The following is a 24,393-nucleotide window of genomic DNA, read 5'->3' as shown; positions in this document are numbered from 1 at the left end:
GTACGGACCCCCGCGACGGGACCCCCGCTGCGGGGTCCCCGCTGCGGGGTCCCCGTACGGCATTCCCGCACACCCCCGCATATTCCCGCACATCCCGGCATCCCCGCGCCCCCCTCAAGGCCCCGCCCCGAGGGGGGCGTCCGCGGTCAGCCCGCCAGGACGGCCGCCCGGCAGTCCGCGGGGGAGCCCCAGGCCTCCCGGAGCGGGCGGGCCTTGCGCAGCCACAGCGACAGGTCGAGCTCCTCCGTGTAGCCGACCGCCCCGTGCAGCTGGAGCGCGGTCGCCGCCGCCCGGTGCACGGCCTGCCCGGCGGCCAGCTTGGCCGCCGCCACGTCCGCCGGAGCCAGCCCGAGCGCCCCCGCCCAGACCAGCGGCTTGGCGAACTCCAGGGCCAGCAGGGTGTCCGCCAGCCGGTGCTTGACCGCCTGGAAGGCGCCGATCGGGGTGCCGAACTGGGTGCGCTGCCGGGCGTACTCCACGGTCCGGGCCAGCAGCGCCTCGCCCACCCCCGCGCACTGCGCCGCGGTCAGCAGCCGGGCCCAGCGCAGCGCCCCGTCCGCCGCGGCGAGGACGGCCGGACCGTCGGCCAGCGGCTCCCCGGCGGCGAGGAGGTCGGCGTCCGCCGGCCGGGCGGTCAGCCGGCGGGCCGGATCGATGGACGGCAGGACCTCCCCGGGGGCCGGGGCGGGCAGCAGCCACAGCCCGCCCGTGCCGGTGACCGCGAACCGGTGCCCGGCGATGTCCGCGTCCAGCGCGTACGGGCCGCCGCCCGGCAGGGTCAGGGTGGCCGCGGCCTCGCCCGAGGTCAGCCCCGGCAGGAAGCGGGCGGCCAGCGAGTCGTCGCCGAGTCCGGCCAGCAGCACGGCCGCGGCGGCCGTCTCCACCACCGGCCCGGGCATCCCGGCCCGGCCCAGTTCCAGGAAGCCCAGGGCGGCCTCCACCGGGAGCGGGCCCAGGCCCCCGTACCGTTCGTGGGACTCGGGGACGGGCAGGGCGAACAGTCCGGTGCCGGCCAGTTTGCGCCAGACGGCCCGTGCGGGCGCCGGGTCGCCGGCCGACCAGGCCCGGACGGTGCCGGGCAGGTCCGCGGAGCCGAGCAGCCGGTGCAGGGTGCGGGCGAACTCCCGCTGTTCCCCGGTGGGCAGGAAGCGCATCAGCGGCGGCCCTTCGGAAGGCCGAGCAGCCGCTCGGCGATGATGTCGCGCTGGATCTCGTTGGTGCCCGCGTAGATGGGCCCGGCCAGGGAGAACAGCCAGGGCTCGGCCCACTCCCCGTCGGCCCGTTCGCCGTCCGGGCCCAGCAGGTCCAGGGCGGTCTCGTGCAGGGCGATGTCGTACTCGGACCAGAACACCTTGTTCAGGCTGGACTCGGCGCCGATGCTCGACCCCGCGGCGAAGCGGGAGGCGTTCGCCCAGGTGTAGAGGGCGTAGGCGCGGGCCCCGACCACGGCGTCGGCGACCCGGTCGCGCAGCGCGGTGTCGGCCGGGTCCGCGGTGGCCCGCCACAGTTCGGTCAGCCGGCCGGCCGCGGCCAGGAACCGGCCGGGGGAGCGGAGGGTGAGCCCGCGCTCGTTCCCGGTGGTGGACATGGCGATGCGCCAGCCCTGGCCGGGCTCCCCGATCACGTCCCGGTCGGGGACGAAGACCCCGTCCAGGAACAGCTCCGCGAAGGCGGGCTTGCCGTCTAGCCGGCCGATCGGCCGGACCGTCACCCCGGGGGCCCGCAGGTCGAACATCAGATAGGTGAGGCCGTGGTGCGGGCGGGTCGCCGCCGGATCGGTGCGGAAGATCCCGAAGGCCCGGTCGGCGAAGGCGGCCCGCGAGGACCAGGTCTTCTGCCCGTGCAGCAGCCAGCCGCCGTCCGTGCGGACCGCCCGCGAGGTGAGCGAGGCCAGGTCGGAGCCGGCCTCCGGCTCGGACCAGGCCTGGGCCCACACCACCTCCCCGGCCGCCATGGACGGCAGCACCCGGTCCCGCTGTTCGGCGGTGCCGTGGCCGAAGAGGGTGGGGGCCAGCAGGCTGATGCCGTTCTGCGAGACCCGGCCGGGGGCGCCGGCCGCCCAGTACTCCTCCTCGAACACCAGCCAGTGCTCCAGGTCCACGCCCCGGCCGCCGTACTCCTCGGGCCAGGACACCACCGCCCAGCGGTCGGCGTGCAGCCGCGCCTCCCACTCCCGGTGGGCGGCGAAGCCCCCGGCGGTCTCCAGGGAGGGCAGCGGGCGGGCGGGGACGTGGGCGCGCAGCCAGTCCCGGGCCTCGGCCCGGAAGGCCTCGGTCTCCGCGCCGTGGGTGAGGTCCATCAGCCGTTCGCCTCCTTCATGGCGGCGATGTCCATGCCGCCCAGCGAGTCCGCCGCCGTCTCGGCGTTGTGCGCGTGCGCCAGGTGGTGCAGGCCGAACACCGAGTCCATGCCGGTGTGCAGCCCCTGGAGGTCCTCGGCCTGGTTGACGGCCCGCTTGGTCAGGGAGAGCCCGAAGGCGGGCATCCCGGCGACCCGCAGGGCCAGCCGGGAGGTCTCCGCCGCCAGCTCCTCCCGGGGCACCACCCGGTTGACCATGCCCAGTTCGTAGGCCCGGCGGGCCGGCATCCGGTCCCCGGTGTAGAGGAACTCCTTGGCGATCCGCGGGGGCATCACCCACGGGTGGGCGAAGTACTCGACCCCGGGGATGCCCATCCGCACCACCGGGTCGGCGAAGAAGGCGTCCTCGGCGGCCACGATCAGGTCGCAGATCCAGGCGAGCATCAGCCCGCCGGCCACACAGGCCCCCTGGACGGAGGCGATGACCGGCTTGGGCAGCTCGCGCCAGCGCCGGCACATTCCGAGGTAGACCTCCGACTCCCGGGCGAAGCGGGCCTCGGCGCCGGTCCGGCCGGTGTGGTCCCACCAGAGTCCGGCCCGCCGTTCGAAGGGCAGGTGGGCGTCGCGGTCCGGGGTGCCGATGTCGTGGCCCGCGGAGAAGTGGTCCCCGGCCCCGGCCAGGACGACGGCCTTCACCTCCCGGTCGTCGGCGGCCCGGTAGAAGGCCGAGTCCAGGGCGTAGGTCATGGCGCTGTTCTGCGCGTTGCGGTAGCGGGGGCGGTCCATCGTCACGTACGCGACGGGGCCGCGCCGCTCGTACCGCACCACGGGGGCGTCCGGCATGGAGGAACATCCTTCCCTAACAAGTGTTTGGTAGGTTAACGTACGGCCATGAGCACCGTCGAGGAGTTCCGCAGCGAGGTCCGGGGATGGCTGAAGGCCCACCTCACCGGCGAGTTCGCGGACCTCAGGGGCCGGGGCGGACCCGGCCGGGAACACGAGTCCTTCGCCGAACGCCTCGCCTGGGAACGGCACATGGCCGACCACGGCTGGACCTGCGTCGGCTGGCCCGAGGAACACGGCGGCCGCGGCGCCACCGTCGAGCAGCAGATCGCCTTCCACGAGGAGTACGCCCTCGCCGACGCCCCCGCCCGCGTCAACCACATCGGCGAACAGCTCCTCGGCCCCACCCTGATCGCCCACGGCACCGAGGAACAGCGCCGCCGCTTCCTCCCGCCCATCCGCGCGGTCACCGAACTCTGGTGCCAGGGGTACAGCGAACCCGGCGCCGGCTCCGACCTGGCCGCCGTCCGCACCCGCGCCGAACCCCACCCGGACGGCTGGACGGTGCACGGCCAGAAGACCTGGACCTCCCTCGCCCACGAAGCCCAGTGGTGCTTCGTCCTCGCCCGCACCACCCCCGGCTCCCGGCGCCACGACGGGCTCTCCTGCCTGCTGGTCCCGATGGACCAGCCCGGGGTCGAGGTCCGCCCGATCGTCCAGCTCACCGGCACCAGCGAGTTCAACGAGGTGTTCTTCGACGGCGCCCGCACCGGAGCGGACCACCTGGTCGGCGCCCCCGGCGACGGCTGGCGGACCGCCATGGCCACCCTCGGCTTCGAACGCGGGGTCTCCACCCTCGGCCAGCAGGTCGGCTTCCGCCGCGAGCTCGAATCCCTCGCCGCACTCGCCCGTGCCAACGGGGCCCTCGCCGACCCCCTGGTCCGCGACCGGCTGGTCCGCGCCTGGATCGGCCTGGAGACCATGCGCGCCGCCGCCCTGCGCCCCGGCACCGAACCCCCCGCCGCCAAGCTGTACTGGGCCAACTGGCACCGGAGCCTCGGCGAACTCGCCATGGAGGTCCGCGGACCCGCCTCGCTGCTCACCCCCGGCGACCCGGACGGACCGTACGAGCCCGACGACTGGCAGCGGCTGTTCCTCTTCTCCCGCGCCGACACCATCTACGCCGGATCCGACGAGATCCAGCGGAACCTGATCGCCGAGCGGATCCTCGGTCTTCCCAAGGAGGCACGGACGTGACCACCCCGCAGTACACCCCCGCCCACGGCCTGCTGCGCGACCGCACCGCCGTGATCACCGCCGCCGCCGGCACCGGCATCGGCGGGGCCACCGCCCGCCGCTTCCTGGAAGAGGGCGCCCGGATCGTCATCGGCGACGCCCACGCCCGCCGGCTCAAGGAGACCGAGGAGGCCCTCGCCGCCGAGTTCGGCCCCGACCGGGTCACCGCCCTGCCCTGCGACGTCACCTCCGAGGATCAGGTCCGCGCCCTGATCGCCCACGCCGAGCGGCAGCACGGCGGACTCGACATCGTGGTCAACAACGCCGGCCTCGGCGGCACCGCCGCCCTCGTCGACATGACCGACGACCAGTGGTCCAAGGTCCTCGACGTCACCCTCAACGGCACCTTCCGCTGCACCCGCGCCGCCCTCCGCTCCTTCCGCGACTCCGGCCGCGGCGGGGTGATCGTCAACAACGCCTCGGTGGTCGGCTGGCGCGCCCAGGCCGGCCAGGCCCACTACGCCGCCGCCAAGGCCGGGGTCATGGCCCTCACCCGCTGCGCCGCCCTGGAGGCCGCCGGCCTCGGGGTCCGCGTCAACGCGGTCGCCCCCAGCCTGGCCATGCACCCCCACCTGGTGAAGGTGACCAGCGCCGAGGTCCTGGAGGAGCTCACCGCCCGCGAGGCCTTCGGCCGCTACGCCGAGCCCTGGGAGATCGCCAACGTGATGGTCTTCCTGGCCAGCGGCTACTCCTCCTACATGACCGGGGAGACCGTCTCCGTCAGCAGCCAGCACCCCTAGTCACGGGCAGCAGAATGACCCCGTGCCAACGAACAAGAAGAAGCAGCCGGTGACGGCCTCCCCCGAGCGCCGTCGCGAACTCCTCGACACCGCCGCCGAGGTGTTCGCCGCCCAGGGCTACAACGCCACCACCGTCCGCAAGATCGCCGACGCCGCCGGGATGCTCGCCGGCAGCCTCTACTACCACTTCGATTCCAAGGAATCGATGCTCGACGAGATCCTCTCCGCCTTCCTGAACGAACTCTGGGAGGGCTACGACACCGTCCTCGCCGCCGGCCTCGGCCCACGGGAGACGATCGAGGCCCTCGTCACCGAGTCCTTCCGGGAGATCGACCGGCACCGCGCCGCCGTCGCCATCTACCAGAAGGAGTCCCGCACCCTCTCCGCCCAGCCCCGCTTCCACTACCTCTCCGACTCCCAGGCCAAGTTCGAGAAGGCCTGGCTGGGGACCCTGGAGCGGGGGGTCGCCGCCCGGGCCTTCCGGGCCGACCTGGACATCCGCCTCACCTACCGCTTCGTCCGCGACACGGTCTGGGTGGCCGCCTCCTGGTACCGGCCGGGCGGACAGCACAGCCCCGAGGAGATCGCCCGCCAGTACCTGTCGATGGTGCTGGACGGGATCGCCGTACGCACCTGACACCCGAGGAGACGCGAACATGCCCGAGGCCTACATAGTCGACGCGGTCCGCACCCCCGTGGGCCGGCGGAACGGCGGCCTGGCCGCCGTCCACCCCGCCGACCTCGGCGCACACGTCCTGAAAGCCCTCGTGGACCGCACCGGGATCGACCCGGCCGCCGTGGAGGACGTGGTCTTCGGCTGCCTGGACACCGTCGGCCCGCAGGCCGGGGACATCGCGCGGACGGCCTGGCTGGCCGCCGGACTGCCCGAGGAGGTGCCGGGCGTCACCGTCGACCGGCAGTGCGGCTCCTCCCAGCAGGCCGTCCACTTCGCCGCCCAGGGCGTGCTCTCCGGCACCCAGGACCTGGTGGTGGCCGGCGGCACCCAGAACATGTCGATGATCCCCATCGCCTTCGCCTCCCGGCAGGCCGCCGAACCCCTCGGCCTCACCGAGGGCCCCTACCTGGGCTCCCGGGGCTGGCGCGCCCGCTACGGGGACGCGCCGGTCAACCAGTTCCACGGCGCCCAGCTGATCGCCGAGAAGTGGGGGATCTCCCGCTCCGACATGGAGGAGTTCGCGCTCCGCTCCCACCAGCGGGCCCTGCGGGCCGTGGACGAGGGCCGCTTCGACCGGGAGACCGTCGCCTGGGGCGAGGTCCGCACCGACGAGGGCCCCCGCCGGGACACCAGCCTGGAGAAGATGGCCGCCCTCAGGCCGGTGGTCGAGGGCGGCACCCTCACCGCCGCCGTGTCCTCCCAGGTCTCCGACGGGGCCGCCGCCATGCTGCTCGCCTCCGAACGGGCCGTACGGGAGCACGGGCTCACCCCCAGGGCCCGGATCCACCACCTGTCGGTGCGCGGGGAGGACCCCATCCGGATGCTCTCGGCGCCGATCCCGGCGACCGCGTACGCCCTGAAGAAGACCGGGCTGACCATCGGGGACATCGACCTCGTCGAGATCAACGAGGCCTTCGCCCCGGTGGTGCTGGCCTGGCTGAAGGAGACCGGCGCCGATCCGGAGCGGGTCAACCCGAACGGCGGAGCGATCGCCCTCGGACATCCGCTCGGGGCCACCGGCGTCAAGCTGATGACCACCCTGCTCCACGAACTGGAACGGACCGGCGGCCGCTACGGCCTGCAGACCATGTGCGAGGGCGGCGGCCAGGCCAACGTGACGATCATCGAGCGCCTCTGACCACCACCGGACCACCCTCGCCGGGCCGGTGCGCACCTCCGGCCCGGCGAGGTGTGCTAGCTTGGAGGCGTTGCAGTTGTGGTACCCATGAACGTTATGTGCGCCTGACGGAATGATCCTCAGGCGCATTATTGTTTTCCGGCATCTCCGGATGGGACCCTACCTACATTCAGGAGATCGCTATGGCGAACGGCACCGTGAAGTGGTTCAACTCGGAAAAGGGCTTCGGCTTCATCGAGCAGGAGGGTGGCGGCCCGGACGTGTTCGCCCACTACTCCAACATCGCCACCCAGGGCTTCCGTGAGCTCCAGGAAGGCCAGAAGGTCACCTTCGACGTCACCCAGGGCCAGAAGGGCCCGCAGGCCGAGAACATCCTGCCTGCCTGACGCTCGTCGCACGCCGGGGTCCGCATCGCCAAGGTGCGGGCCCCGGCTTGTGTGCTCTCTCCACCCAGATTCACCTGCCGGTTTCAGAAGGGCTCTCCCGCATGACCAGCTCCAGCTCCAGCTCCGCACGTTCCGGCCGCCGTCCCGTCCGGGGCCGTGGCGCTGACCAGGGACGTCCGAAGGCCGGCGCGGGCCGGTCGAAGGGCGGCTCCGCGCCCGCCCCGCGGCCGCAGGAGTTCACCATGCCGGAACCGCTGACCCCGGCCCTGCCGCCGGTGGCGGCGTTCGAGGACCTCGACATGCCCGAGGCCCTGCTGAAGACCCTCGCCGAGCAGGGGGTGACCGCGCCCTTCCCGATCCAGGCCGCGACCCTGCCCAACTCCCTGGCCGGCCGTGACCTGCTCGGCCGCGGCCGCACCGGCTCCGGCAAGACCCTGGCCTTCGGGCTGGCCCTGCTGGCCCGCACCGCCGGCCGCCGCGCCGAACCCAAGACCCCGCTCGCGCTGGTCCTGGTCCCGACCCGCGAGCTCGCGCAGCAGGTCACCGACGCCCTCACCCCCTACGCCGACGGGCTGCGGCTGCGGATCACCACGGTGGTCGGCGGGATGTCGCTGAACCGGCAGGCCGGCGCCCTCAAGCGCGGCGCCGAGGTGCTGGTCGCCACCCCCGGACGGCTGGCCGACCTGATCGACCGCGGCGACGTCACCCTGGAGCAGGTGGACATCACCGTCCTCGACGAGGCCGACCAGATGACCGACATGGGCTTCCTGCCGCAGGTCACCCGGCTGCTCAAGCAGGTGCGGGAGGGCGGCCAGAAGATGCTGTTCTCCGCGACCCTCGACAAGAACATCGACAAGCTCGTCAAGATGTTCCTGAACGACCCGGTCAGCCACTCCGTGGACCCGTCGGCCGGCGCGGTCACCACCATGGAGCACCACGTCCTGTACGTGATGGACGAGACCGACAAGAAGGCCGTGGCGACGAAGATAGCCGCCCGCGACGGTCGGGTGATCCTCTTCCTCGACACCAAGCGGGCCGTGGACCGCATGGTCAAGAAGCTGCTGGCCAGCGGGGTCCGCGCCTCCGGCCTGCACGGCGGCCGCTCGCAGCCGCAGCGCAACCGGACCCTGGACTGGTTCAAGACCGGTGAGGTCACCGCCCTGGTCGCCACCAACGTGGCCGCCCGCGGCATCCACATCGACGACCTGGACCTGGTCGTCAACGTGGACCCGCCCACCGACCACAAGGACTACCTGCACCGCGGCGGCCGGACCGCCCGGGCCGGCGAGTCCGGCAGCGTGGTCACCCTGGTCCTGCCCGAGCAGAAGCGGGAGATGACCCGGCTGATGTCCGACGCCGGGATCCGCCCGCGGACCGCCCAGATCAAGTCCTCCGACGAGGAGCTGACCCGGCTGACCGGCGCCCGCGAGCCCTCCGGCGTCCCGGTGGTCCTGGAGGTCCCGCAGGCCACCCCGCCGAAGGCGCGCGGCGGTGCCGCGAAGACCGGCTCCCGCCCGGCCCGCCGCCGCGGCGAGGCCGGCGGCGGCAACCGCACCCGCTCCGAGCAGTCCGCCGGCTCCGGCTCCCGTGCCCGTACGCAGGGCGGCGGCGGCCAGGGCGGCCGCGGCACCGGCCAGGCCGCCGGCTCGGCCGCCGGCACCCGCTCCGGGCAGCCCCGCCGCTCCGGCGGCGCGGGCACCGGCGGCGGCGCGGCCGCGGCATCCGCCCGCAGCCGGGTCGGCACCGGCCGGCAGGCCCCCCGCCGGTCCTCCTGACCCGCGACGCACACCGGTGCCCCCCACCCGTCTCCCGGGTGGGGGGCACCGGCGTTTCCGGGCCCGGCGTCCCCGGCCCGGCGGCTGCCGGTCGGCCGGCGGCCGGCCTACCGGACGAGCTTCTTCTGGAGCTTCACCAGCTCGGCCAGGCTCAGCCCCAGGCCCTCGGTCAGATAGCCGTAGAAGCTGCCGTAGTCGGCCTCCATCCGGGCGGTGGCGGCGTCCAGGTAGTCCTGCCGGACCTCCTGGAGCGGGATGAGCAGGGCGGGGTTCTGCATCCGCCCGGACTGCTTGAGACCGTCGCGGAGCCTGGCGTCGTAGGCGGCCCGGAAGGTGTTCGAGGCCAGGTAGTCGCGCTCCGCGGCGTCCTGTGGGACGCCCAGGGCGCGCAGCAGGACGTAGCTGGTCCAGCCCGTCCGGTCCTTGCCCGAGGTGCAGTGGTAGAGCGTGGCGCCCGGCGCGCCGCCGGCCAGGTCGCGGAGGGTGGCCGCGAACTGGGCGCGGTTCTCCGCGCTGGTCACGAAGGTGCGGTAGATGTCGCGCATGTACGCCTCGGCGCGCCCGCCGCCCAGGATCTGCTCCTGCCGGACCGGGTCGCCGGTGGCGATGGCGCCGACCAGGGTGCCGTAGAGGCCCAGGTCGCTGACCGGGCGGGCGGTGACGGCGAGCCCGGGCGGCAGCCGGTCGGCGCCGTCGTACTGGAGCTCCATCGGGATGCGGAAGTCCACGACCTTCGTGAGGCCGAGACCGGCGACCCTGGTGAGGTCGGCGTCGGTCAGCTTGCTCAGCGCGTCGGCGCGGTAGACCAGCCCCTGACGGACCTGCCCGCCCGTGTACGTGCGGTAGCCGCCCAGGTCGCGGACGTTCACCGCGCCCTGGAGGGGGATCTGGCGGATCGTTTCCGCCGCCCGCACCGGCCCGTGCTGGTGCCGGACGGCGGCCGGTGCGGCCGGTGCGGCGGACGCGGTGACGGGCAGTGCGGTGACGACGAGCGCGGCGAGGACCGCCGCGCTCGTCGGGCGGAATCGGACACGGCTCATGGGGAACGACTCCTCGCGGAGAGGGGATCACCCTGGTGGAGGCAGGGTGCGGAGCGTGTGCAGCACTGCGTGTGCCTCGGCCATCACGCGGTCGACGAGCTCCGCGCAGGACGGGAGGTCGTCGATCACTCCCGCGACCTGGCCGGATGCCATGACTCCGAGGTCCGTACGGCCCTCGACCATGGACGCCTTGAGGAGCATCGGGGTGTTCGCGGCGAGCAGCACCTGGCTCCAGGACAGGTCCTTGCCGTGTTTCATCGCCAGACCGTCCCGGACCATCCGGCCCCAGGACAGCCCGGACAGCTTCCGGAACCCGGCCGCGTGCCGGACCGCCCGGGCCAGCGCCCTGGTGCGGCCCGCCCGCTCCAGGGACTCGACCAGTTCGGTGCGCAGCATCCGGTGCGGCAGCCCGTCCACGGCGGTGGTGACGGTGACGTCCTTGACGGTGGCCGCCAGATAGCGGGCCTTGACCGGGTCCGGGACGGTGGAGTCGGAGGTCAGCAGGAAGCGGGTGCCCATGGCGATCCCGGCCGCCCCGTAGGCGAGGGCCGCGACCAGGCCGCGGCCGTCGTGGAACCCGCCGGCGGCGATCACCGGGATGTCCACGGCGTCCACCACCTGGGGGAGCAGCACGCTGGTGGCCACCTCCCCGGTGTGGCCGCCGCCCTCCCCGCCCTGCACGATCACCGCGTCGGCGCCCCAGGCCGCGACCTTCTCGGCGTGCCGGCGGGCCCCGACGGACGGGATCACCACCACCCCGGCCTCCTTGAGGAGGGCGATCAGCTGCTGGGAGGGGGCGAGGGCGAAGGAGGCGACCCGGACGCCCTCGTCGATGATCAGCCGGGCGCGTTCGGGGGCGTCCCCGGCGTCCGCCCGCAGGTTGACCCCGAAGGGCTCCCCGGTACGGGACTTGACCTCGCGGACCGCCGAACGCAGCTGGTCCAGGGTCATCGTCGCGGAGGCCAGGATGCCCAGGGCCCCGGCGTTCGCGGCGGCCGACACCAGCCGGGGGCCGGCCACCCAGCCCATCCCGGTCTGCACCAGGGGGTGGCGGACGCCGGTCAGCCTGGTCAGGGCGGTGTCCATCACACGGCCCGGACTTCGCGGTCCCGCAGCCCCTTGGGGTCGATCACCTCGCGGATCAGCCGGAGTTCCGCGCCGGTGGGCTCGCGGGTGTACGGGAGGTCCTCGGGGACGGCGAGTTCGAAGGCGGTGGCCGCCCGGACCTCCTCGACGCTCACCCCGGGGTGCAGCGAGGCGAGCCGCATCCGCCGGTCGGGGGTGGCGAAGTCGAACACCCCGAGGTTCGAGACCACCCGGGGCAGCCGGTGGTACCGGGTGGCGGAGGGACCGGCCGCGGCGGCCCGGTCGTGGCCGACCCCGCTGACCATGTCGACCCGCTCGACGAACACCCGGGCGGAGTGCTTGGGGACCCAGTAGCTCACCGGGTTGTTCAGGGTGTTGGCGGGCGCCCCGCGGACCCCGAGGAGCTGGCGGGCGGGCCGCTCCCAGTCGCCGATGCAGGAGATGTTCTGGTTGCCGTACCGGTCGATCTGGCTGGCGCCCATCATCACGTGCCGGCGGCCGCCGGTGACCATGGTGAGGTGGCGGCGGTAGGGCAGCCAGCCCTCCACGGTGCCGTCCGGGCCGACCAGCATGGCCTCGCCGTCGGTGAGGAGGAGGTCGGGGGAGAAGGTGCGTTTGGCGAGGCGGGCGCCGAAGCCGGGGATCAGGCCCATCGGGCTGGCGAGGACCTCTCCGTTGTCGCGCCAGGCCTCGGCGCAGGCGATCACGCAGTACTCGGCGCGGGTGGCGGTCGCGGTGGTCACTGCTGCTCCTCGTGCCAGGTGCGGACGGCGGTCTGGTGGTCGTGCTCGCTGCTGCCGGACAGGAAGCGGGCGGCGAACTCCGGCCAGGGGGTGGTGGCGTAGAGCTTCTGGAAGGGTTCGTCGCGGTCGTGGTCGGGGGCGCAGGAGGTGGGGTGCGCGCCGCCGGGGGCCTCGACGACCCCGGTGACGGAGTGCCGGCTGACCAGGAGGGACTGCGGGGGGCCGGCCTTGGCCAGCTCGGCGGTCTCCACCAGCTGCTCGCAGGAGATGTAGGCGGTGTCGGCGGCCTCGCAGAACAGGTCGTCGAAGTACGGGTCGGGGCCCAGGTACTGGGCGTTGCCGAGCCGGTCGGCGCGGTTGAGGTGGACCAGGGCGGCGTCCATCCGCAGGGCGGGGGCGGCGACGAACTCCTCGTGCTCCCCGTCCTCGCCGGGGTAGGGGGAGGTGACGGTGCGCAGGTCGGGGTTGACCCGCATCAGGTCGGAGCCGAGGCCGGCCCGGACGGGCATGAAGGGGAGCCGGTTGGCGGCGGCGTGCAGGCCCCACATGAACATGCCCTCGTCGAGTTCGGTGAGGGCGAGGGTGCCCTGTTCGCGGGCGGTGCGGTAGTGGGGTTCCAGGGGGATGGAGTCGAGGGTGACGAAGGGGGCGACCAGCCGGCGGATCCGGCCGGCGGCGGCCAGCATGCCGACGTCGGGGCCGCCGTAGGAGACCACGGTCAGATCGGTGATCTCGGACCGGAGCAGTGCTCTCACCAGGGCCATGGGCTTGCGCCGGGCCCCCCAGCCGCCGATCCCGATGGTCATTCCGCTGCTCAGCCGCCCGACCACCTCGTCGGGGGTCATGCTCTTGTCCGTCATGAGGTCTCTCCCTGTCCCTTCCCGAAGGTGTCGCGGATCCGGTCGGCGACCCCGCTGAGATTGGCCTCGAAGGTGAAGCCCTGCTCGAAGCGGTAGCTGCGCCGGACGTCCACCGGGTCGATGCCGTTGATGGCGGCCTTGGCCAGCCGGATCAGCAGGCCGTCCTTGCGGGCGATCTCCCGGGCCAGCTCCAGGGCGGCCGTCCGCAGCTCCGGGCCGGGCACCACCTTCCACACCGAGCCGTGGGCGTGCAGTTCGGCGGCGGTCGCGGTCCGCGAGGTGTAGTACAGGGCCCGCATCAGGTGCTGCGGCACCAGCCGGGCCAGATGGGTGGCGGCGCCCAGCGCGCCCCGGTCCAGTTCCGGCAGTCCGAAGACGGCGTCCTCGTCCGCCACGACGACGTCGGCGTTGCCGACGAGTCCGATGCCGCCGCCCAGGCAGAACCCGTTCACCGCGGCCACCACCGGGACCTCGCAGTCGTAGACGGCCGCGAAGGCCTCGTAGCAGCCCCGGTTGGCGCCGATCAGGGCCTCGTGGCCGGGGTCGCGCTGCATCTCCTTGATGTCGACGCCGGCGTTGAAGCCGCGCCCCTCGGCGGCCAGCACCACGCACCGGACCTCGGGGTCGCGGCCGGCGGCGCGCAGGGCGTCGGCGAGCTCGTACCAGGCCCGCACCGGGAGGGCGTTGACCGGTGGGAAGTCGACCGTGACCAGTGCGATGCCCTTGTCGGGGCTTGAGGTGGAGACACCCATGAGCGGATCAGCTACCTTTCCACCAAACATTTGTTAGGTGAGGAAGGTAGCAGCCCATGGAGCTCGACGGGAGGGTCATCGTCGTCACCGGCGGAACCCGCGGGGTCGGCGCCGGGATCGCCCGGTCGTTCCTGGCGGCCGGCGCACGGGTCGTCGTCTGCGCGCGCCGGCCACCGGAGGAACCACTGACCGCCACGGCCGCCGACGGCCCGCGGACCGCCGACTACACCGCCCTCGACCTGCGCGACCCCGCGGCGGTCCAGGGCTTCTTCCGGACCGTCGCCGACCGGTACGGACGCCTCGACTGCCTGGTCAACAACGCCGGCGGCACCCCCTACCGGCTGCTCGGCGAAGGCGAGGCGGAACGCCACGCACGGGTGCTGGAACTCAACCTGACCGCCCCCATGACCGCCTCGCTGGCCGCCCACCCGCACCTGCGGGAGACCCGCGGCTCGGTGCTGATGATCGGCAGCGTCAGCGGCACCCGGCCCTCACCGGGCACCGCCGCCTACGGGGCCGCCAAGGCCGGCCTGGAGAACCTGGCCCGCTCGATGGCCGTGGAATGGGCCCCCGAAGTGCGGGTGAACACGCTGGTGCTGGGCATGGTGCGCACCGAACTCTCCCATCTGCACTACGGGGACGAGTCCGGCATCGCGGCCGTCGGCGCCACCGTCCCGCTGGGCCGGCTCGCCGAACCGGCCGACGTGGGCGCGGCGGCCGTGTTCCTGGCCTCCGACCGGGCCGCGTACGTGAGCGGCGCCGCCCTGCTGGTCCACGGCGGCGGCGAACGCCCGGCCTTCCTGGACGCGGCGACCGTCAACAAGGAGAACCGAGATGAGGAGAACTGAGATGACCGAGACGGTGCGCACCCCCGGACTGTGCGAGGGACGGGTCGTGATCGTGACCGGCGCCGGACGGGGCCTGGGCCGGGCCCACGCCCTGGCCTTCGCCGCCGAGGGTGCCCGGGTGGTGGTCAACGACCTGGGCGTCGGTCTCGACGGACAGCCCGGCGCCGACAGCCCGGCCGCCCGCGTGGTCGAGGAGATCCGGGCGGCCGGCGGCAGCGCGGTGGCGCACGGCGGGGACATCGCCGAAGCGGCCGGGGCGGCCTCGCTGATCGCCTGCGCCGTGGACACGTACGGGCGGCTGGACACCCTGGTCAACAACGCCGGGTTCCTCCGGGACCGGATGCTGGTGAACCTGGACGAGGACGACTGGGACGCGGTGATGCGGGTCCACCTCAAGGGACACTTCCTGCCGCTGCGGGCCGCCGCCGGCTGGTGGCGGGCCGAGGCCAAGGCCGGCCGGCAGGCCGCCGCCCGGGTGGTCAACACCTCCTCCGGGGCGGGCCTGCTCGGCTCGGTCGGCCAGGGCAACTACAGCGCCGCCAAGGCCGGGATCCTCGGCCTCACCGCCGTCGCGGCCGCCGAGATGGGCCGCTACGGGGTCCAGGTCAACGCGATCGCCCCGGCCGCCCGCACCCGGATGACGGAGCGGACCTTCGCCGAGACGATGGCCGCCCCCGAGACGGGCGGCTTCGACGCCATGGCACCCGAGAACGTCTCCCCGCTGGTGGTCTGGCTCGGCTCGACGGCCTCGGCCGGGGTGACCGGCCGTGTCTTCGAGACCGAGGGCGGCCGGATCACCGTGATGGAGGGCTGGCGCCCGGGCCCGACCGCCGAACAGGACTCCCGCCGCACCCCCGCCCAAGCCGGCGAGACCGCCCTGAAACTCCTCACCACCGCCGAACCCCCCCTCCCGGCCTACGGCTCCCGCTGACCGGGGGGCACGGGCCGGCCGGGGCCGGCCGGTACGGGCCTGGCCGCCCGGGCCGTGCCCGTGCCCGTGCCCGTGCCCGGACCCGGGGCCGGGGGCGGGCCGACCAGACCCCGGGCGAGGGCACCCTGGCCGGGCGCCGCCGGGGCCGCCGCCCGGGGCCTCCGGGCCCGGGGCGAACTGCGCCTCGATGCGACCCGGGTGGGAGCGGTCAGCAGGAGCAGCTCCCCGAGGACCCGCTCCACCGCCGTCCCCGGCGTACCCGTCGCGGGGGCGGAATGCCGGATCGCCTCGATCGGCCCGCCCCCGTCCGCGGTGGCGTATCCCGAGTACGTCCCGCGCTCCGCGTTCCAGCCCCGCAGGCGGTAGCGCCCGCCCAGCACCAGATCCCCCATGCGCCCAACCTGGCACGCGCGGCCCTTTCCCGGTCAGCGGGAAAACGGCCTCCCGGTGTCCGCGGTGGCCGACTTAGCCTCGCCGGACCGAACCCACCCCCGACGAGGAGCCGCCGACATGCTCTCGGACCGCCAGCGGACCCGGGCCGCCGAACTGCTGCGCGCCGCCGAGCTGGGGCGGCGACCGGTCGCCCCGCTCGTGGAGGCCTTCCCCGGCATCGGCGCCGAGGACGCGTACGAGATCCAGCTGCTCAACATCCGGCGGCGCACGGCACCCGGACCGGCCGGCCCCGACGGAACGGGCGGACCCGGCGGCGGTGCCCGGATCACCGGCCACAAGGTCGGCCTCTCGTCCCCCGTGATGCAGGCCATGATGGGAGTGGACGAGCCCGACTACGGCCATCTCCTCGACACCATGGAGCTCCACCCCGGCCGCCCGGTGGACACCGCCCGCTACTGCGCGCCCCGGATCGAGGTGGAGATCGGTTTCGTGCTCGGGGCCGACCTGCCCGGCGAGGGCTGCACCCCGGCCGATGTGCTCGCGGCCACCGAACAGGTCGTCCCGGCACTGGAACTGATCGACAGCCGGATCGCCGACTGGCGGATCGCGCTCGCCGACACCATCGCCGACAACGCCTCCTCCGCCGGCTACGCGATCGGCCCGGGCCGCGACCCCCGCGAGCTCGACCTCAAGGCGGTCGAGGCCGTCCTCACCCGTCACGAGGACCGGGACGGGACCGCCGGCGCGCCCGTGGAGCTCGCCGCCGGCCGCGGGGACGCCGTCCTCGGCGACCCGGCCCGCTCGGTGGCCTGGCTGGCCCGGACCGTGGCCCGCTTCGGGGTCCGGCTGGAGAGGGGACACCTGATCCTGCCCGGCTCCTGCACCCGGGCCGTCGAGGTGACCCCCGGCCACACCTACACGGCCGCCTTCACCGGGCTGGGCTCGGTCTCCCTCACCTTCCGCCGACCCGAGTGACCCGAGTGACCCGAGTGAACGAGGTACAGGTACGCATGAACTCCAAGGCCACCGCCGCGATCGTCGGCTCCGGCAACATCGGCACCGACCTGATGTACAAACTGCTGCGCTCCCCGCACATCGAGCCCCGCTGGATGGTCGGCGTGGACCCGGACAGCGAGGGGCTGGCCCGGGCCCGCCGGGCCGGGCTCGAAGCCTCCCACCAGGGCGTGGACCGGCTGCTGGCGGGCCCCGAACTGCCCGACCTGGTCTTCGAGGCCACCTCCGCCCGGGTGCACCGGGCCAACGCGCCCCGCTACGAGGCCCTCGGGATCCGGGTGGTCGACCTGACCCCGGCCGCCGTCGGGCCGGCCGTGGTCCCGCCCGCGAACCTCACCGCCCATCTGGACCGGCCCAACGTCAACATGATCACGTGTGGCGGGCAGGCCACCATCCCCATGGTGTACGCGGTCTCCCGGGTGGTCCCGGTGGCCTACGCCGAGATCGTGGCCTCGGTGGCCTCGGTCTCCGCCGGCCCCGGCACCCGCGCCAACATCGACGAGTTCACCCGCACCACCGCCCGCGGGATCGAGGAGATCGGCGGGGCCGCGCGGGGCAAGGCCGTCATCATCCTCAACCCCGCCGAACCGCCCGTGATCATGCGGGACACCGTCTTCTGCGGGATCCCCGCGGACGCCGACCGGGAGGCCGTGGCCGCCTCCGTCAAGCGGATCGCGGCGGAGGTGGCCGGCTACGTGCCCGGCTACCGGCTGCGCACCGAGCCGCAGTTCGACGACCCCTCGCCGCTGAACGGCGGGATGGCCCGGGTCGCGGTCTTCCTGGAGGTGGAGGGCGCGGGGGACTTCCTGCCGCCCTACGCCGGGAACCTCGACATCATGACCGCCGCCGCCACCAGGGTCGGCGAGGAGTTCGCGAAGGACCTGCTGCGATGACCGACCGCGCCCCCGCCGCCCCGACCGCCCCGACCGCCCCGACCGGCCCCGCGCCGACCGCCCCCGTCACGCCCGCCGCCCCCCGTACGTACTCGGACGAGCTGGACGTCCGGGTCACCGACTCCTCCCTCCGGGACGGTTCGCACGCCGTCCGCCACCGCTTCACCGCCGACCAGGTCCGCTCCGTGGTGGCCGCCCTCGACGGTGCCGGGGTCCCCGTCATCGAGGTGGCCCACGGCGACGGCCTCGGCGGCTCCTCCTTCACCTACGGGTTCTCCGCCACCCCCGAGCAGGAGCTGATCCGGGCCGCCGCCGACACCGCCCGGCAGGCGAAGATCGCCTTCCTGATGCTTCCGGGCCTCGGGGTGATGGACGACATCCGGGCCGCGCACGCGAACGGGGGCTCGGTCTGCCGGATCGCCACCCACTGCACCGAGGCGGACATCTCCGTCCAGCACTTCGGACTGGCCCGCGACACCGGTCTGGAGACCGTCGGGTTCCTGATGATGGCCCACTCCACCACCCCGGAGGAGCTGGCCCGGCAGGCCCGGATCATGGCCGACGCCGGCTGCCAGTGCGTGTACGTGGTGGACTCGGCCGGGGCGATGACCATGGACCAGGTCACCGACCGGGTGTCCGCCCTGGTCGCCGAACTGGGCACGGACGCCCAGGTCGGCTTCCACGGCCACGAGAACCTCGGCCTGGGGGTGGGCAATTCGGTGGCCGCGGTCCGGGCCGGGGCCCTCCAGATCGACGGCTCCACCCGCCGGCTGGGCGCCGGGGCCGGCAACACGCCCGTCGAGGCCTTCGCCGCCGTCTGCCGGAAGATGGGCATCCGCACCGGCATCGACGTACTGAAGATCATCGACGCGGCCGAGGACGTGGTCCGGCCCGTGATGGGCGAGGAGTGCCGGCTCGACCGGATGGCCCTGCTGATGGGGCACGCCGGGGTCTACTCCAGCTTCCTCGGGCACGCCTGGCGGCAGGCCGAGCGGTACGGGGTGTCCGGCGCCGAGATCCTGCTCCGGGCCGGTGAACGCCGGCTGGTCGGCGGCCAGGAGGACCAGCTCATCGACATCGCCGTCGAACTGTCGGCGCGGAACTGAGGGAGGACCACCGATGACCGCACACGAGGAGGAGCCCCGGGTCATCCGGGCCGAGGCCGTACCGGCCCGGTTCGCCAGGGGCTGGCACTGCCTGGGCCTCGCCGAACCCTTCCGGGACGGCGCCCCGCACGAGGTGGAGGCCTTCGGCACCCGTCTCGTGGTGTTCCGGGCCGGGACGGACGGCGCCCTGCGCGTCCTGAACGCCTACTGCCCGCACATGGGCGGCAATCTGGCCCACGGGACCGTCAAGGGCGACACCGTCGCCTGCCCCTTCCACGACTGGCGCTGGTCCGGCGACGGCCGCTGTTCCGCCGTCCCGTACGCCCGCCGGGTCCCGCCCCGGGCCAGGACCCGGGCCTGGACCACCCTGGAGCGCAACGGCCAGCTGTACGTGTGGCACGACCCGGAGGGCGGGCAGCCGCCGCCCGGGGTGACCATCCCGCAGATCGAGGGCTTCGGCGATCCCGGGTGGAGCGACTGGAGCTGGAACTCCCTGCGGGTGGAGGGCTCCAACTGCCGGGAGATCGTCGACAACGTGGTCGACATGGCGCACTTCTACTACGTGCACTACGCGTTCCCGCACTACTTCAAGAACGTCTTCGACGGACACGTGGCCACCCAGTACCTGGAGTCCACCCCGCGCGGCGACGTGGACCTGGGCACCCTGTCCACCGGGGGAGGGCTCCGCTCGGACGCCTCCTACCACGGCCCCTCGTACATGATCGACAAGCTGTGGAGCGAGGTCGGCGGCGGGCTGGAGATGGAGTCGGTCCTGATCAACTGCCACTACCCGGTCGACGGGAACAGCTTCGTGCTGATGTACGGGGCGATGGTGAAGAAGCTGCCGGGCATGACCGACGAGCAGGCCGCCGAGGCGGCCCGGCTCACCTCGGAAGGGCTGAAGGTCGGCTTCGAGCAGGACGTGGAGATCTGGCGGAACAAGACCCGGATCGACAATCCGCTGCTGACCGAGGAGGACGGCCCGGTCTACCAACTGCGCCGCTGGTACCAGCAGTTCTACGTGGACGTGGCCGAGGTCACGGAGGAGATGGTCCGCCGCTTCGAGTTCGAGATCGACACCGCCCGCGCCAACGAGGCGTGGCGGGCGGAGGTCGCGGAGAACCTGGCCGCCCGGCGCGCGGACGGCCCCGCGTGATGCGGGCGGTGGACTGCGCCGAGTGCGGGACCCGGGTGCTGTGCGAGAAGTTCAGCCCCGCGCACGTCCAGGTCCAGTGGACGGGGGAGACGGCGGCGGTCTGCCCGCGGATCGGTTCCGCGGCGGTCGCCGCCGGTGTGCCGAGCGGCCGGGTCCGGTCCTGTGCCGCGCTGCGGCTCAGCATCGAGGCGGCGGTGGCGGACGGGCGGCTGGAGGTGCCGGCCGATGCCTGAGCCGTACGCCGGCCCGGCCCCCGGCGGGTCCGCGCCCGCCGGGGTGCGGCGGGTGCGGGTGGTGGAGCGGGTGCAGGAGACGGCCGAGGCCGTGTCGCTGGTGCTGGACGCCCGACTGCCCTACCGGCCCGGCCAGTTCCTCACCCTCCGGGTGCCCGGCGGCGCGGCCCGCTGCTACTCCCTGGCGAGCTCCCCGCACACCGGGGAGCCGATGCGGATCACGGTCAAACGGGTGCCCGGCGGCCTCGGGTCGGAATGGGTCTGCCGGCGGGTGGCCGTCGGCGACGAGCTGGAGGTGCTGCCGCCGGCCGGCACCTTCACCCCGCCCGATCTGGACCGGGACCTGTTCCTGCTGGCCGGGGGCAGCGGGATCACCCCGGTGCTCTCCATCCTCGGCTCGGTGCTGGCGGCCGGCAGCGGCCGGATCGCCCTGCTGTACGCCAACCGGGACCCGGGGTCGGTGGTCTTCGGGGAGCGGCTGCGCGAGTTGGCCGCGACCCATCCCGAGCGGCTCACGGTCATCCACTGGCTGGAGTCCCTCCAGGGGATCCCCGGCCGGGGGCAGCTGGCCGCGCTGGCCGCCCCGTACGCGGACCGGCCGGCGTACCTGTGCGGGCCCGGCCCGCTGATGGACGCGGCCGAGTCGGCGCTGCGTTCGGCGGGGGCGCCCGGCCGGAACATCCACCGGGAGCGGTACTTCTCGCTGGGCGCCGACGTGTTCGGCGCCGCCCGGGCCGCGGACCCCGCCGGAGCCGCGCACACGGCGGAGGCGGAACTGGACGGGAGGACCTCCGAGGTGCCCTGGCCGGCCGGCACCCCGCTGCTGGACGCGCTGCTCGCGGCGGGGGTGGAGGCCCCCTTCTCCTGCCGGGAGGGCGCCTGCAGCGCCTGCTGCTGCCGGGTGACCGGCGGGGAGGTGAAGATGCTCCGCAACGAGGTGCTGGACCCCGAGGACCTGGCCGAGGGCTATGTGCTGGCCTGCCAGACGGTGGCGCTCACCGAACGGGTCCGGGTCACCTGGGACTGAACGCCGCCCGGCGGCCGGGGGCGCCCGGCCGCCGGGGCACTCGTGGCCGGGGACATGCGGAAAAGACTCAAGGCCCGGCCCCCTGGCGAGGGGTCGGGACCGGAGCCGTCGTGGTGCGATGCGGGACTTCTACCCACTACATCCACGCGCTGAACCGCAGCCAGCCCATCATGTTGTCCATCGTCTGCGCGGACACCCCCGGCTCCGGCTCGGGCGCCGCCGGGGCGGTCCGCGCGGCCCGTCCCGGACCGTGCAGCTCCCGCCACACCGACCGGGCGCAGTCCCGTACCAGCGGTGCCAGCCGGGCCAGTTCGCGTTCGCCGCGGCCGGTGGAGACGGACACCGCGGCGACCGCCCGGCCCGCCCCGCGCAGGGGCGCGGCCACGCAGCAGATCCCCCGGAAGCTCTCCTCCCGGTCGTAGGCCAGGCCGCGTTCACGGGTGGCCGCCAGTTCGGCGCGCAGGGCGAGCGGCCGGATCAGGGTGCGGGGGGTGCGCGGGCGCAGCCCCTGGCCCAGGATCCGCTCCACCGCGGCGGGATCGTCGAAGGCGAGGATCGCCCGGCCGGCCGCCGTGCAGTGCGCGGGCATCCGGCCGCCGGCCCGGGAGGGCGGGCCGGCCGCCTCCGGGCCGCCGATCCGTTCCAGGCACACCACCTCGGCCCCGTCCGGCACCGACAGGTGCACCACCTGGCCGGTCCGCTCGTGCAGGGCGTGCAGCAGGGGCAGGGCGGCCCGGCGCAGCCGGTTGTGGTGGGCGGCGAGCGCGCCGAGTTCCAGCATCCGTACGCCCAGCCGGTAGTCCCGGCCCTCCCGGTCCAGCCAGCGCAGCCGGACGAGCTGGTCCAGGATCCGGTGAGCGGAGGACCGGGGGATCCCGGAGCGGCGGACCACTTCGGTCAGGGAGAGGCGGGGTTCGGGGCCGTCGAAGGCGCCGAGCACCTTCGACGCCTTCTCCAGCAGTGACAGCGAGACCTGGTCGAGCAAGGGAGGACCTCCTGCTTGAGGCGTTGCGCAGACCTTGTCACGGGCCTTCGGGCGCGGGGAAGCACCCGGAGTCATGTATTTCAATCAGTAATACTTCAACTCGTCATGTGGCCGGATCCCACTCAGCGGGAACACCGCGTTCCGTGCCGCCCCCGGGCGGGCGTACGTTCACCGCACCCCGAGCCGAAGACCCCGAGAAAGGCACCCCATGAGCGACGAAGAGGTCCTCGACGCAGTCCGTGCCCTCACCCCCGCCCTGCGCGAGCGCGCCGCCGAGGCCGAGGCCCTCCGCAAGGTCCCCGAGGCGAGCGTCAAGGACCTGGCGGCCACCGGCTTCTTCCGCCTCCTCCAGCCGAAGGCCCACGGCGGCCGGGCCGCGAACCCCGCCCTGTTCTACGAGGCCGTCAAGGAGATCGCCAAGGCCTGCGGCTCCACCGGCTGGGTCGCCTCCGTGGTCGGGGTGCACCCCTGGCACGTGGCACTGTTCGACCCGATCGCCCAGGAGGAGGTCTGGGGCCCGGACCGGGACGCCCGGATCTGCTCCTCCTACGCCCCCACCGGCCGCGTCGACCCGGTGGACGGGGGCTTCACGGTCAGCGGCCGCTGGCACTTCTCCTCCGGCTGCGACCACACCGACTGGGCGCTGCTCGGCGGTCTGGTCAACGACGCCGAGGGCCGGCCGGTCGACATGCGGACCTTCCTGGTGCCCCGGCACGAGTACCGGGTGGACGAGGTCTGGGACACCGTCGGGCTGCGCGGCTCCGGCTCCAACGACATCGTCCTGGACAAGGTGTTCGTGCCCGAGCACCGGGCCCTCGGCTTCGGCCCGGTCACCGCCCTGACGGTGCCCGGCCACCGGCTCAACCCGGAACCGGTCTACCGCCTCCCGTACGCCTCGGTGTTCACCACCGCCATCTCCACCCCGATCGTCGGCATCGCCGAGGGCGCCTACGAGTCCTATGTCGCCGCCACCCGCGAACGGTTCCGCGTCTCCTACGGCCAGCGGGTCGCCGAGGACCCCTTCGCCCAGGTCAGGATCGCCCGCGCGGCCGGCGACATCGACGCCTCCTGGCTCCAGCTGCGCCGCAACACCGAGGAGCTGTACGCACTCGCCGAACGCGGCGCGGAACTCCCGACGGAGCTGCGCGCCCGCACCCGCCGCGACCAGGTCCTCGCCACCGAACGCTGTGTGGCCGCGGTGGACCTGCTGATGGAGAACGCCGGCGGCGGCGCCCTGCGCACCGGCCCCCACCCCGTCCAGCGGGCCTGGCGCGACGTGCACACCGGCCGCGGCCACGCGGCCAACGACCCGGAACGGGCCCTGGTCCTCTTCGGCCAGAGCGCCCTCGGCCTCGACATCCAGGACACGATGCTGTGACCCCCACCCACCGGAGCACCTCGCGCACCGCCGAGGCCGCCGGACTGACCCTGCAATACCACGAGGCGGGCCCGGAGGACCCGGGGGCACCCGTGCTGATCATGCTGCACGGCGGCGGCCCCGGCGCCTCCGGCTGGTCCAACTTCGGCGGCAACCTGCCCGCCTTCGCCCCGCACTTCCGCACCCTGCTGATCGACCAGCCCTGCTACGGGGCCTCCGACAGCCCCGAACCCGACCGGGACTACTTCAGCTTCGCGGCCGGCGCGGTCGCCGCGCTGATGGACGTACTGGGCATCCGGCGCGCCCACTTCGTCGGGAACTCGCTGGGCGGCGGCACCGCCACCCGGATGGCACTGGACCACCCGGAGAAGGTCGGCAAGCTGCTGCTGATGGGCCCCGGCGGCATCTCCCTCAACCTGTTCTCCGCCGACCCCACCGAGGGCATCCGCCGGCTCTTCGAGTTCTCCGCCGACCCCGAGCCCGACCGCGAGCGGATGCGGGCCTTCCTGACCGTCCTCGCCCACGACCCGGCGATCGTCACCGAGGAACTCGTCGAGGAGCGCTTCCGGCAGGCCACCGACCCGGCGGCCCGGCTCGGCAACGCCCGGATGGCCGCCTCCTTCGCCAAGTGGCCCCAGGACACCATGCTCTGGCGCGAGGCCCACCGGATCACCGCCCCGGTGCTGCTGACCTGGGGCCGCGAGGACCGGGTCAACCCGCTGGACGGCGCGCTGCTGGCCCTGAAGGCGATCCCGGACGCCCGCCTGCACGTCTTCCCGAACTGCGGCCACTGGGCCCAGACCGAGAAGGCCGACGAGTTCAACCGCCTGGCCCTCGACTTCTTCCGCCACTGAAC

At 74.0% G+C, this 24,393-nt stretch carries 26 protein-coding genes; 16 read left to right on the top strand and 10 right to left on the bottom strand.

The window, feature by feature from the left end; all coding sequences use genetic code 11:
* Window positions 1-146: 146 nt before the first annotated feature.
* Genes ACZ50K_RS01065 through ACZ50K_RS01055 form a run of 3 tightly spaced genes read right to left on the bottom strand, consistent with a single transcriptional unit; the run spans window position 147 to window position 3,141 of the window.
* Window positions 147-1,154: an acyl-CoA dehydrogenase family protein gene (locus ACZ50K_RS01065; protein ID WP_468895776.1), complete on the bottom strand. Its 1,008-nt coding sequence runs from the start codon at window positions 1,152-1,154 to the stop codon at window positions 147-149.
* Window positions 1,154-2,299 carry an acyl-CoA dehydrogenase family protein gene (locus ACZ50K_RS01060; protein WP_468895773.1) on the bottom strand — a complete coding sequence of 382 codons (1,146 nt, stop codon included), beginning with the start codon at window positions 2,297-2,299 and terminating at the stop codon, window positions 1,154-1,156. The genes ACZ50K_RS01065 and ACZ50K_RS01060 overlap by 1 nt, the downstream gene beginning before the upstream one ends.
* Complete coding sequence (locus tag ACZ50K_RS01055; protein ID WP_468895770.1) at window positions 2,299-3,141, bottom strand: enoyl-CoA hydratase; 843 nt, start codon at window positions 3,139-3,141, stop codon at window positions 2,299-2,301. The genes ACZ50K_RS01060 and ACZ50K_RS01055 overlap by 1 nt, the downstream gene beginning before the upstream one ends.
* Window positions 3,142-3,189: 48 nt before the next feature.
* Between ACZ50K_RS01055 and ACZ50K_RS01050 the strand changes: the two genes are divergently transcribed.
* The 6 genes from ACZ50K_RS01050 to ACZ50K_RS01025 all read left to right on the top strand — a co-directional run bounded on the left by ACZ50K_RS01050 (window position 3,190) and on the right by ACZ50K_RS01025 (window position 9,092).
* Window positions 3,190-4,338, top strand: coding sequence for an acyl-CoA dehydrogenase family protein (locus ACZ50K_RS01050; RefSeq protein WP_468895767.1), 1,149 nt, complete (start codon window positions 3,190-3,192; stop codon window positions 4,336-4,338).
* Window positions 4,335-5,117, top strand: a complete 783-nt coding sequence (locus ACZ50K_RS01045; protein ID WP_468895764.1) for an SDR family oxidoreductase — start codon at window positions 4,335-4,337, stop codon at window positions 5,115-5,117. The genes ACZ50K_RS01050 and ACZ50K_RS01045 overlap by 4 nt, the downstream gene beginning before the upstream one ends.
* A 22-nt stretch (window positions 5,118-5,139) precedes the next feature.
* A complete protein-coding gene (locus tag ACZ50K_RS01040) occupies window positions 5,140-5,754 on the top strand; it encodes a TetR/AcrR family transcriptional regulator (RefSeq protein ID WP_468895761.1) in 615 nt (204 codons plus the stop codon).
* 19 nt (window positions 5,755-5,773) lie between these two features.
* Entirely contained in the window at window positions 5,774-6,931 is a 1,158-nt protein-coding gene (locus ACZ50K_RS01035) for an acetyl-CoA C-acetyltransferase (protein ID WP_468895758.1), read from the top strand.
* A 182-nt stretch (window positions 6,932-7,113) separates the two neighbouring features.
* The gene (locus ACZ50K_RS01030; protein WP_150210372.1) at window positions 7,114-7,317 is read left to right on the top strand and encodes a cold-shock protein; all 204 of its coding nucleotides are present in this window, start codon (window positions 7,114-7,116) and stop codon (window positions 7,315-7,317) included.
* A gap of 101 nt (window positions 7,318-7,418) precedes the next feature.
* Entirely contained in the window at window positions 7,419-9,092 is a 1,674-nt protein-coding gene (locus tag ACZ50K_RS01025) for a DEAD/DEAH box helicase (RefSeq protein WP_468895754.1), read from the top strand.
* Between the two features lie 107 nt (window positions 9,093-9,199).
* Here ACZ50K_RS01025 and ACZ50K_RS01020 read toward each other — a convergent pair whose 3' ends face one another.
* From ACZ50K_RS01020 to ACZ50K_RS01000, 5 genes are read right to left on the bottom strand one after another with little or no spacing between them, the layout of a single operon-like run.
* Window positions 9,200-10,132 (bottom strand): tyrosine-protein phosphatase, encoded by a 933-nt coding sequence (locus ACZ50K_RS01020; protein WP_468895751.1) that lies wholly within the window; start codon window positions 10,130-10,132, stop codon window positions 9,200-9,202.
* A 27-nt stretch (window positions 10,133-10,159) separates the two neighbouring features.
* Window positions 10,160-11,218 (bottom strand): NAD(P)H-dependent flavin oxidoreductase, encoded by a 1,059-nt coding sequence (locus ACZ50K_RS01015; RefSeq protein WP_468895748.1) that lies wholly within the window; start codon window positions 11,216-11,218, stop codon window positions 10,160-10,162.
* Window positions 11,218-11,961, bottom strand: a complete 744-nt coding sequence (locus ACZ50K_RS01010; RefSeq protein WP_468895745.1) for a CoA-transferase subunit beta — start codon at window positions 11,959-11,961, stop codon at window positions 11,218-11,220. Before ACZ50K_RS01010 ends, ACZ50K_RS01015 begins: the two co-directional genes overlap by 1 nt.
* A complete protein-coding gene (locus ACZ50K_RS01005) occupies window positions 11,958-12,821 on the bottom strand; it encodes a CoA transferase subunit A (protein ID WP_468895742.1) in 864 nt (287 codons plus the stop codon). Before ACZ50K_RS01005 ends, ACZ50K_RS01010 begins: the two co-directional genes overlap by 4 nt.
* Window positions 12,818-13,573, bottom strand: a complete 756-nt coding sequence (locus ACZ50K_RS01000; protein WP_468895739.1) for an enoyl-CoA hydratase family protein — start codon at window positions 13,571-13,573, stop codon at window positions 12,818-12,820. Before ACZ50K_RS01000 ends, ACZ50K_RS01005 begins: the two co-directional genes overlap by 4 nt.
* Window positions 13,574-13,629: 56 nt before the next feature.
* On the opposite strand from ACZ50K_RS01000, the gene ACZ50K_RS00995 reads away from it, so the two are divergent.
* Both ACZ50K_RS00995 and ACZ50K_RS00990 read left to right on the top strand, forming a co-directional pair.
* A complete protein-coding gene (locus ACZ50K_RS00995; RefSeq protein WP_468895737.1) occupies window positions 13,630-14,421 on the top strand; it encodes an SDR family oxidoreductase in 792 nt (263 codons plus the stop codon).
* A 1-nt stretch (window position 14,422) separates the two neighbouring features.
* Window positions 14,423-15,352: an SDR family oxidoreductase gene (locus ACZ50K_RS00990; protein WP_468895734.1), complete on the top strand. Its 930-nt coding sequence runs from the start codon at window positions 14,423-14,425 to the stop codon at window positions 15,350-15,352.
* On the opposite strand, the gene ACZ50K_RS00985 is transcribed toward ACZ50K_RS00990, so the two are convergent.
* Window positions 15,337-15,744 (bottom strand): hypothetical protein, encoded by a 408-nt coding sequence (locus ACZ50K_RS00985; RefSeq protein ID WP_468895731.1) that lies wholly within the window; start codon window positions 15,742-15,744, stop codon window positions 15,337-15,339. The genes ACZ50K_RS00990 and ACZ50K_RS00985 overlap by 16 nt on opposite strands.
* A 118-nt stretch (window positions 15,745-15,862) precedes the next feature.
* On the opposite strand from ACZ50K_RS00985, the gene ACZ50K_RS00980 reads away from it, so the two are divergent.
* From ACZ50K_RS00980 to ACZ50K_RS00955, 6 genes are read left to right on the top strand one after another with little or no spacing between them, the layout of a single operon-like run.
* Window positions 15,863-16,720 (top strand): 2-keto-4-pentenoate hydratase, encoded by an 858-nt coding sequence (locus ACZ50K_RS00980; protein ID WP_468895728.1) that lies wholly within the window; start codon window positions 15,863-15,865, stop codon window positions 16,718-16,720.
* Window positions 16,721-16,755: 35 nt separating this feature from the next.
* Window positions 16,756-17,652, top strand: a complete 897-nt coding sequence (locus ACZ50K_RS00975) for an acetaldehyde dehydrogenase (acetylating) (RefSeq protein WP_468895725.1) — start codon at window positions 16,756-16,758, stop codon at window positions 17,650-17,652.
* A complete protein-coding gene (gene dmpG / locus ACZ50K_RS00970; RefSeq protein WP_468895722.1) occupies window positions 17,649-18,758 on the top strand; it encodes a 4-hydroxy-2-oxovalerate aldolase in 1,110 nt (369 codons plus the stop codon). Before ACZ50K_RS00975 ends, dmpG begins: the two co-directional genes overlap by 4 nt.
* Before the next feature lie 13 nt (window positions 18,759-18,771).
* The gene (locus ACZ50K_RS00965) at window positions 18,772-19,914 is read left to right on the top strand and encodes a Rieske 2Fe-2S domain-containing protein (protein WP_468895719.1); all 1,143 of its coding nucleotides are present in this window, start codon (window positions 18,772-18,774) and stop codon (window positions 19,912-19,914) included.
* The gene (locus tag ACZ50K_RS00960) at window positions 19,911-20,147 is read left to right on the top strand and encodes a hypothetical protein (RefSeq protein ID WP_468895716.1); all 237 of its coding nucleotides are present in this window, start codon (window positions 19,911-19,913) and stop codon (window positions 20,145-20,147) included. Before ACZ50K_RS00965 ends, ACZ50K_RS00960 begins: the two co-directional genes overlap by 4 nt.
* Window positions 20,140-21,174, top strand: a complete 1,035-nt coding sequence (locus ACZ50K_RS00955) for a 2Fe-2S iron-sulfur cluster-binding protein (protein ID WP_468895713.1) — start codon at window positions 20,140-20,142, stop codon at window positions 21,172-21,174. Before ACZ50K_RS00960 ends, ACZ50K_RS00955 begins: the two co-directional genes overlap by 8 nt.
* A 136-nt stretch (window positions 21,175-21,310) precedes the next feature.
* On the opposite strand, the gene ACZ50K_RS00950 is transcribed toward ACZ50K_RS00955, so the two are convergent.
* A complete protein-coding gene (locus ACZ50K_RS00950; protein WP_468895710.1) occupies window positions 21,311-22,159 on the bottom strand; it encodes an IclR family transcriptional regulator in 849 nt (282 codons plus the stop codon).
* A 208-nt stretch (window positions 22,160-22,367) separates the two neighbouring features.
* Between ACZ50K_RS00950 and hsaA the strand changes: the two genes are divergently transcribed.
* Both hsaA and hsaD read left to right on the top strand, forming a co-directional pair.
* The gene (hsaA, locus tag ACZ50K_RS00945; protein WP_468895707.1) at window positions 22,368-23,537 is read left to right on the top strand and encodes a 3-hydroxy-9,10-secoandrosta-1,3,5(10)-triene-9,17-dione monooxygenase oxygenase subunit; all 1,170 of its coding nucleotides are present in this window, start codon (window positions 22,368-22,370) and stop codon (window positions 23,535-23,537) included.
* On the top strand, window positions 23,534-24,391 hold the full coding sequence (hsaD, locus tag ACZ50K_RS00940; protein ID WP_468895704.1) for a 4,5:9,10-diseco-3-hydroxy-5,9,17-trioxoandrosta-1(10),2-diene-4-oate hydrolase: 858 nt from the start codon (window positions 23,534-23,536) through the stop codon (window positions 24,389-24,391). The genes hsaA and hsaD overlap by 4 nt, the downstream gene beginning before the upstream one ends.
* Window positions 24,392-24,393 lie beyond the last annotated feature (2 nt).

It is taken from the genome of Streptomyces sp. NPDC033845 (assembly GCF_055576225.1).
Note: the sequence above shows the minus strand (reverse complement) of the source record. Positions and strands in the feature narration are given on the sequence as shown.

What these genes read in the sequence shown, in the direction of transcription:
- ACZ50K_RS01065 (WP_468895776.1), bottom strand. Translation starts at nt 1,154, where the DNA reads ATGCGCTTCCTGCCCACCGGGGAACAGCGGGAGTTCGCCCGCACCCTG.
- ACZ50K_RS01060 (WP_468895773.1), bottom strand. Translation starts at nt 2,299, where the DNA reads ATGGACCTCACCCACGGCGCGGAGACCGAGGCCTTCCGGGCCGAGGCC.
- ACZ50K_RS01055 (WP_468895770.1), bottom strand. Translation starts at nt 3,141, where the DNA reads ATGCCGGACGCCCCCGTGGTGCGGTACGAGCGGCGCGGCCCCGTCGCG.
- ACZ50K_RS01050 (WP_468895767.1), top strand. Translation starts at nt 3,190, where the DNA reads ATGAGCACCGTCGAGGAGTTCCGCAGCGAGGTCCGGGGATGGCTGAAG.
- ACZ50K_RS01035 (WP_468895758.1), top strand. Translation starts at nt 5,774, where the DNA reads ATGCCCGAGGCCTACATAGTCGACGCGGTCCGCACCCCCGTGGGCCGG.
- ACZ50K_RS01030 (WP_150210372.1), top strand. Translation starts at nt 7,114, where the DNA reads ATGGCGAACGGCACCGTGAAGTGGTTCAACTCGGAAAAGGGCTTCGGC.
- ACZ50K_RS01025 (WP_468895754.1), top strand. Translation starts at nt 7,419, where the DNA reads ATGACCAGCTCCAGCTCCAGCTCCGCACGTTCCGGCCGCCGTCCCGTC.
- ACZ50K_RS01020 (WP_468895751.1), bottom strand. Translation starts at nt 10,132, where the DNA reads ATGAGCCGTGTCCGATTCCGCCCGACGAGCGCGGCGGTCCTCGCCGCG.
- ACZ50K_RS01015 (WP_468895748.1), bottom strand. Translation starts at nt 11,218, where the DNA reads ATGGACACCGCCCTGACCAGGCTGACCGGCGTCCGCCACCCCCTGGTG.
- ACZ50K_RS01005 (WP_468895742.1), bottom strand. Translation starts at nt 12,821, where the DNA reads ATGACGGACAAGAGCATGACCCCCGACGAGGTGGTCGGGCGGCTGAGC.
- ACZ50K_RS01000 (WP_468895739.1), bottom strand. Translation starts at nt 13,573, where the DNA reads ATGGGTGTCTCCACCTCAAGCCCCGACAAGGGCATCGCACTGGTCACG.
- ACZ50K_RS00995 (WP_468895737.1), top strand. Translation starts at nt 13,630, where the DNA reads ATGGAGCTCGACGGGAGGGTCATCGTCGTCACCGGCGGAACCCGCGGG.
- ACZ50K_RS00990 (WP_468895734.1), top strand. Translation starts at nt 14,423, where the DNA reads ATGACCGAGACGGTGCGCACCCCCGGACTGTGCGAGGGACGGGTCGTG.
- ACZ50K_RS00985 (WP_468895731.1), bottom strand. Translation starts at nt 15,744, where the DNA reads ATGGGGGATCTGGTGCTGGGCGGGCGCTACCGCCTGCGGGGCTGGAAC.
- ACZ50K_RS00980 (WP_468895728.1), top strand. Translation starts at nt 15,863, where the DNA reads ATGCTCTCGGACCGCCAGCGGACCCGGGCCGCCGAACTGCTGCGCGCC.
- ACZ50K_RS00975 (WP_468895725.1), top strand. Translation starts at nt 16,756, where the DNA reads ATGAACTCCAAGGCCACCGCCGCGATCGTCGGCTCCGGCAACATCGGC.
- dmpG (WP_468895722.1), top strand. Translation starts at nt 17,649, where the DNA reads ATGACCGACCGCGCCCCCGCCGCCCCGACCGCCCCGACCGCCCCGACC.
- ACZ50K_RS00965 (WP_468895719.1), top strand. Translation starts at nt 18,772, where the DNA reads ATGACCGCACACGAGGAGGAGCCCCGGGTCATCCGGGCCGAGGCCGTA.
- ACZ50K_RS00955 (WP_468895713.1), top strand. Translation starts at nt 20,140, where the DNA reads ATGCCTGAGCCGTACGCCGGCCCGGCCCCCGGCGGGTCCGCGCCCGCC.
- hsaA (WP_468895707.1), top strand. Translation starts at nt 22,368, where the DNA reads ATGAGCGACGAAGAGGTCCTCGACGCAGTCCGTGCCCTCACCCCCGCC.